Annotated in this window: 7 protein-coding genes; 1 reads left to right on the top strand and 6 read right to left on the bottom strand. The window is 48.4% G+C overall.

Going from position 1 to position 6442, the window contains the following annotated elements; translation table 11 throughout:
• Positions 1-88 precede the first annotated feature (88 nt).
• The 5 genes from QWF21_RS13500 to QWF21_RS13480 all read right to left on the bottom strand — a co-directional run bounded on the left by QWF21_RS13500 (position 89) and on the right by QWF21_RS13480 (position 4526).
• Positions 89-484 (bottom strand): type II toxin-antitoxin system YafO family toxin, encoded by a 396-nt coding sequence (locus QWF21_RS13500; RefSeq protein ID WP_407935294.1) that lies wholly within the window; start codon positions 482-484, stop codon positions 89-91.
• The gene (gene yafN / locus QWF21_RS13495) at positions 481-774 is read right to left on the bottom strand and encodes a type I toxin-antitoxin system antitoxin YafN (RefSeq protein WP_330088568.1); all 294 of its coding nucleotides are present in this window, start codon (positions 772-774) and stop codon (positions 481-483) included. The genes QWF21_RS13500 and yafN overlap by 4 nt, the downstream gene beginning before the upstream one ends.
• A 209-nt stretch (positions 775-983) precedes the next feature.
• Complete coding sequence (locus tag QWF21_RS13490) at positions 984-2033, bottom strand: MJ1255/VC2487 family glycosyltransferase (RefSeq protein WP_330088567.1); 1050 nt, start codon at positions 2031-2033, stop codon at positions 984-986.
• 7 nt (positions 2034-2040) lie between these two features.
• Positions 2041-2556 (bottom strand): phosphatase PAP2 family protein, encoded by a 516-nt coding sequence (locus QWF21_RS13485; RefSeq protein ID WP_330088566.1) that lies wholly within the window; start codon positions 2554-2556, stop codon positions 2041-2043.
• A 95-nt stretch (positions 2557-2651) separates the two neighbouring features.
• Positions 2652-4526 carry a diguanylate cyclase gene (locus tag QWF21_RS13480; protein WP_330088565.1) on the bottom strand — a complete coding sequence of 625 codons (1875 nt, stop codon included), beginning with the start codon at positions 4524-4526 and terminating at the stop codon, positions 2652-2654.
• Positions 4527-4709: 183 nt separating this feature from the next.
• On the opposite strand from QWF21_RS13480, the gene QWF21_RS13475 reads away from it, so the two are divergent.
• Positions 4710-5852 (top strand): 1-acyl-sn-glycerol-3-phosphate acyltransferase, encoded by a 1143-nt coding sequence (locus QWF21_RS13475; protein WP_330088564.1) that lies wholly within the window; start codon positions 4710-4712, stop codon positions 5850-5852.
• A 105-nt stretch (positions 5853-5957) separates the two neighbouring features.
• Here QWF21_RS13475 and cspE read toward each other — a convergent pair whose 3' ends face one another.
• Positions 5958-6167, bottom strand: a complete 210-nt coding sequence (gene cspE, locus QWF21_RS13470) for a transcription antiterminator/RNA stability regulator CspE (protein WP_091340618.1) — start codon at positions 6165-6167, stop codon at positions 5958-5960.
• Positions 6168-6442 lie beyond the last annotated feature (275 nt).

Raw genomic sequence — 6442 nt, 5'->3', positions numbered from 1 at the left:
CAACCTGTTTTTTAACAGGTTTTTTTGTGCCTGCTATTCAGATATTGAACATCATTTCTCAGTTATACACCTGTATTCATTTGAAGCTTTAGAATTTTTGCCGAAAAGCTTCTGCCATCAAGCCTAACTTATACATTATCTGATTCGACCGAGCTAAAGCATGTGCGTTGGGTTGAAGGATAGCCATCAGTAAATAGCAATTCTTATTGCTAAACCCCTGACAATAAACTAAGTGGATATCACTTGTTCGTTTAACTTGAGCAATAAAAAGGGGGAAACCAACGCCATGTGTTGCCAGGTGAATGTGCCTAACCTGTTCTAGCTTGATGATATCAAGGTTATAAGGGTGATCGTAGAGGACATCTTTACCAAACCACGCAGGCAATACACCAGATTTATACTTTTTGAAATCTGCGATCAATTCTAAGCGCTCGTCTTTGCTAAGTGCTTCGTCAAGGATCTTGCTAGTAAATACCCGAATCACTCGGTAAATTCACGCAATTTTGCAGCATCAGCCTCTAGCAGCAGCTGTTCACTCAACCGGCTTATTTCTTTAAGCCGTGCTGCCGCAGGCCGGAATAAACCTTGCTCTGCAGCACCAGAGGCCTCAATAATACGTAGCATTTTCTCGTAAAGCTCTGCACTGAGAATGTAACCTGTTGGTTTGTTGTTTGAAAGCACCGCCACTGGCTCATCAATAAAGTACTGACTTAAGTTTTTGCGGGCTTCGGATACTGACACTGCTTTTTCAGCCAAAATCGCATGCGAAGACATAATACACCTCGAATAAATCCAAAACTTTGCACTTGATTATGTACATAATTAAGTGCAAAGTTAGTATGGTGCATAAAGTAACAGATTACAAGGTGAATGCAGTAATACTCATGATCAGCCATGCAGCTACCAACTGCCAATCAGGATTGCCAGCTCATAGCAGTTATCTCTTATTTTAGAGCGGCGGTCAGCCCAGCCAGCAGTCCAGTTCAGGGCAACTGAACCCCTTTCGGGAACTTGGTCTGCTGCCATAATTCCTGCCAAAGCTGTGCGCTATCGTCCCACTTGCCCTGCACAACCCAGTTGGCCAGGGCTTCGGCTACTTTGGGGTAGTGCACCGGGCCGGCGCTTTTGCTTTGCAGCCATTGGATAATGGTTTGGGCGTTCAGTTCGGGCATGGCAGTGGCAAGACCAAGTTGACGCAGGGTTTCCACATTGCTTTGCTGTTCAAACTGACCCATCAGCGGTTTGAGCAATAACTTTTTACCCAAGGATAGGGCTTCGGACGGCAGTTCAAAGCCACCGTTGGCAATAACGCCTTCACAGCGCTGCAGGTGACGCTGAAAGTTCTGATGCGACAGCGGATGCAGGCTGATGTTATCGGCAATTTCATGTTCTTTTTGCTCCGGGTGATAACAAACAAAGCGCTGGGTTTTAATACGTTGTAGCAAGCTGCGGATTTGTTGCAACTGCTCAAACGGCAGATACACCAGAATATAAGGCTCTGCATCGGTTGTTTGGCCATCGATTTGGTGCACGATGGGGGGCAGAATGGGTTGGTCAAAGTGGTACCAGTGCAAACCAATGGCGTGCTGCACCGGCGCAAAGTATTGCATCACCAGCCGGTCTAAGGCTGTCATACCAACCTTGGGAACCTGATGGCGAAAGGCATTCTGATGGCTGATACCAATCGATGGGATCTGTTGCCTGCGCGCTGCCCAGGCGCTGATGGGCTCAAAGTCGTTAATCACCAGATCGTAGCCGGATAAATCCAGTGCTCTAATATCGCGCCATAGCTGCAGCGGGTGGTTATTGAGTGCCGTTTTGATGGGGCGAATGCGGCCTTGTTCGGTGATAAAGGTTAAGCCTCGTCGGGTTTGATAATCGCCAAAGTCATCCATCGAAAAATACTGATCGGCAGCACGGCCTGAGAACAAAAAATCCACCTGCACCGGTTGTTTGTTTAATGCCTGTGCCATGGCTCTGGCGCGGGCGATATGGCCATTACCGGTTCCCTGTACACCATAAAGTATTTTCATAAAACTCCTAAGTTAACAGGGACAGGGCGATATGCGCACAGGCCATGCCTAGCAGTGCCCCAATCAAAACGTCGGTCATAAAGTGTACGCCCAGTAAGATGCGGGATAAACCGATTAAGGTGGCCCAGCACAGCGCCAGCAGATAAAACTCCGGATAAAACTGACCGATGAGCGTCGCCATTAAAAAGGCGGCAGCAGTATGACCAGAGGGTAAGCTGTAACGATCACTTGGGGTGATAAAGCTGGTGAGAAATTCGCACAGTTCTTTGGGGCGGCGGCGGCGAAAACTGTTTTTGGCTAACCAATAGATGGGGAGATGAATGCTGAAGGCCAGTAAGCCAGCTTGCAGGAAGCGAGGGCTATCCAGCCACCAGGTTAGCAGGCCCAGCAACAGGTAGAGGTGGCCATCACCGGTGCGTGAAATGACTTTGCTGATACTGGCCACTTGCCTGGTAAAGCGGTGCCGTAAACAAAACAACGAAAACGCTAAATCTAATTCTGCTATGGGTTGTATGGCTCGCATCTGAGACCCTCCATTGAGCACACAGCACAGAATGTAGCTTTAGCTTACTGGGCTGAGATGACAGCAATATGACATCAATGGAGGATGAAAAGCTGCTAGCTGACCGGACTTAATTGCAATTGATTTCTGCCCTTAGCTTTGGCTTCATACAGTGCTTTATCAGCGCTTAGCATCAGAGTATCGGCATTGTCGTAACCACTAAAGCTGCACACACCAATGGACACTGTGGTGATCATGTTGGGTTCATGGTAGCGGCTTGCTAATTGTTCTGTGGTTTTCCTGATTTTCTCCAGCACAGAAACTGCAGCATCAACAGGCGTGTGTGGCAGTATGGCCAAAAATTCTTCACCGCCAATGCGGCCTATCACATCGCTGGTACGCAACAGCTTTTGGCATTCTGCAGCAAAGTCGCGTAGCAATTGATCGCCAGTGGCATGACCAAACTGATCGTTGATTTGTTTAAAGTGATCAAGATCCAGCATGGCTATGCTAAGCGGGTAATGGTGGCGACTGGCAAGACGCAGTTGCTGATCCAACAGTTTCAGGGTGTAGTGTCGGTTCGGAAGTGAGGTAAGGCTATCAAAGTGCGCCAGATGATGCAGCCGCTTACGTTGCCACCAGATCCGGGCCAACAGGAACAGCAAGAGCAAGCTGCCTGCGATGGCACCAATTAACAGTGCAGTGAGTAGCCGCTGATGCCTGGCTTGATTGCTGATCAGGCTGTGTTGCAGCTCCAGCTCTTTTTGTAGCAATTCATTTTCCAGCTGCCGACTATCCAGTTCATGCTGGGCTCTGAGTTGATGCAGTAATTGGGTACTCTCTTCCCGTTGTAGTTCAGTCAGGCGTTGACTGGCTGTTTTCAGCAATTGGTAAGCTTCGTCACTGCGACCACGTTGACTAAGCCATTCTGCTTGCTGGCGTTGTACTTCAGCGTGTTGAATGGGCATATGCTCGGGATCGGCATAAAGCATGGCCTGCTGCAAGTGTTGCTCTGCCATACTTGTATCGCCACTTTGTAAAGCAATTCGGCCCAGCTGAAGTTGGCTATCCAGTAGCATGTAACGATTATTGGCTTGCTCAAAACTAGTGAGTGCTTGCAGCAGCAATGTTTTGGCTTGCTCAGGATCCTGTTGCTTTATGGCAATGGCTGCCAACTCTTTTTGTGCGTAAGCAACGCCTTGATCGTCGCCCGCTGACTCTGCTAATTGCAGTGATTGCTGCAGTTTGCTCTTACCCAGAGCGTGATCGCCCAACTTGCTATGGGCTTTCCCCAGACCATACAAAGCAATGCTCACTTCGACCGGGCTATTATGCTGCTGATGAAAAGCGACGGCTTCTTCGAAATAAGGTATGGACAGTTCATGCTCACGGCGGTATTCATACACCAGTGCAATGTAGCCCGCGATATGACCTTTGGTAATTACCCCTGCACCGGTTGTTGGGGCAAGTTGGTACGCATGCAGTAAATCTTGCAAGGCTTCGACATAATTGACCAGACTTAACTGCAGCACGCCGCGAACAACCAATGCCTGAATGAACAACTGCTGGTGCTGCAGCTCCCCGGCGAATTGCAGAGCGCTTTCAGTAATCGGCATACCTTCTGCTGGGGTGCCTGCCAAATCAAAGGCATAGGCTCGAACCAGTTGCAGGCTATGATACAGCCAGGGCTGCTCTGTACCATCAATCAGAGCCAGTGCCTGTGCTGCACTTTCCAGCGCTTGTTCCGGATACACCAACAGCGTTTGCAGCTCAGCCTGAATATAAAGCAATTGTGCTTGCTGTAAAGGCCCGGCAGCAGCGCTTAGTTGAATTTCAATCTGTTGCAGGGCGGTAGCTGGTTGCTGCTGACTTTGAACATAGAGCGCATTGAACTCCGGCTCCAGCTTGCTCAATGGTGAAGCCGTTAGATAACTGCTATAGCCAAGCATGGCGATACAGAAAAATAAAATGTACCAGCGCCCAGATAACATAGAGTTCTCATTGAAAAACATTACGCGCTCTATCATAACAACCCTTACCAGGTTGCACAAATTTCCATCACTATATCAGTGAATTAAGGATTAGCTGCTTGCTGTATTTTTTGTAGCTGGCACTGGTCAATAGCTTCAGAGTCGGTAGAATAGGAGGCTTTGATGCACGACTGAAGTGACCGCATGACGCAAACAGAACAAGACCCGTTTTTTGATATCCGGCCTTACCACGATCAGGAGGTTGCCGGTGCTATTGCTGATCTGATTGCGGATCAGGAGTTTATTAAAGCTATTTTGCATTACCGGTTTCCGCATTTATCCGGCCCTTTTGGCTGGCTGTTATCGCCCTTGGTGAAAGCCGCCTTGAAGCGGAAGTGGTCCAGCCTGAATAGTGTGCGGGATGTGCAGTTGCAGGTTGCGGCCTACATGAAAAAAACCATGGCCAATACCACCACGGATTTTAGTTACTCAGGGGTGGAGCAGCTGAAAAAAGATCAGGCCTACCTGTTTATTTCCAATCATCGTGACATAGCGATGGATCCTGCCATTGTGAACTGGTGTTTGCACAAATACGGCATGAACACGGCTCGCATAGCTATTGGCGATAATCTGCTCAAGAAAGATTGTGTCACCACGCTGATGCGATTGAACAAAAGCTTTATTGTCCGCCGCTCTGCCAAAGGGCCGCGTGAAATGCTAAAAGCCTTAGGCCAGTTGTCGGCTTATATTCACCATTCGTTAGGCACTGAAAAACAATCGATCTGGATTGCCCAGCGGGAAGGTCGTGCCAAAGACGGCAACGATTATACCGATGCAGCCATGCTAAAGATGCTGTATATCGAAGGTCGCAAGCAAGGTCTGAGTTTTGCCGAGGATATCGGTCAATTGCATATCGTGCCGGTCACCATCAGCTATGAGCTGGATCCATGCGATAAAGCCAAAGTCCGGGAACTGGTGCAAAAGCAAACGCAAGGGCATTACCAAAAAGGTGAGTTTGAAGACATCGACAGCATTATTCAGGGCATCACCGGCATGAAAGGCCGGGTGCATGTGGCTTTTGGTAAGATGGTGCAGCCCAATGTGGATTCGGCCGATGAACTGGCGGCGGCGCTGGATGCGGAAATATACCGCAACTACCGTTTATTCCCAATCAATTACCTGGCTGCCGGGGTAGAGCACGATAGTATTGGTGCTGAAGACCGCGCTATATGGCAAGCCAAGCTGGCAGAACACAGTGAAGCTGAGCAACAGTGGTTAAAAACCATGTACGGTGCACCGGTATTTAAGCGGCAGCAACAGGCAGAGCAGGACGCGGCTAAACAGTAAGCTGCGGTACGCGGGCATTTCATCCAATAAATGGGAGCCCGCTGCAAAGCGCGGGCAACAAAAAAGGACACCGCGGTGTCCTTTTTAGATCGAAGTAAGTCAGCCTTACAGCGGAGTTACGTTCGCAGCTTGTGGACCTTTTTGACCTTGCTCGATTTCGAAAGAAACGCGCTGGCCTTCAGTCAGGGTTTTGTAACCGTCGCTCATGATAGCGCGGTAGTGAACGAATGCATCAGCGCCACCGTTATCTGGAGTGATGAAACCAAAACCTTTGTCAGCGTTGAACCATTTAACGATACCAGTTGATTTAGACATATGATGTCTCCTGAAAAAAATAAAAATTTAAGTGTGTAACGCATGATGCGTTGGTAGCCGGCAAAAATGTTACTTATGTGGCCAACCAGCGTGAATCTTCAGGGACATGACTTACTATGAAGCTGTGCTGCGAAGTGTTCAGGAACAAGTTGTGTACATAGGTCTGCATTACAGGCCAGACATCATCATAACAGCTATTTAGTGAATGTATAGTTATTTTTTGCACTGTCATAAAGGTTTCATTAAAAAGGTAGTTTTTGCATGCAAAACGCCCG

Origin of the sequence: Alkalimonas mucilaginosa, from assembly GCF_036327005.1 — a bacterium.
GTDB classification, from domain to species: domain Bacteria; phylum Pseudomonadota; class Gammaproteobacteria; order Enterobacterales; family Alteromonadaceae; genus Alkalimonas; species Alkalimonas mucilaginosa.
The sequence above is the reverse complement of the archived record's forward strand: the minus strand, read 5'-3'. Positions and strand labels throughout refer to the sequence as shown.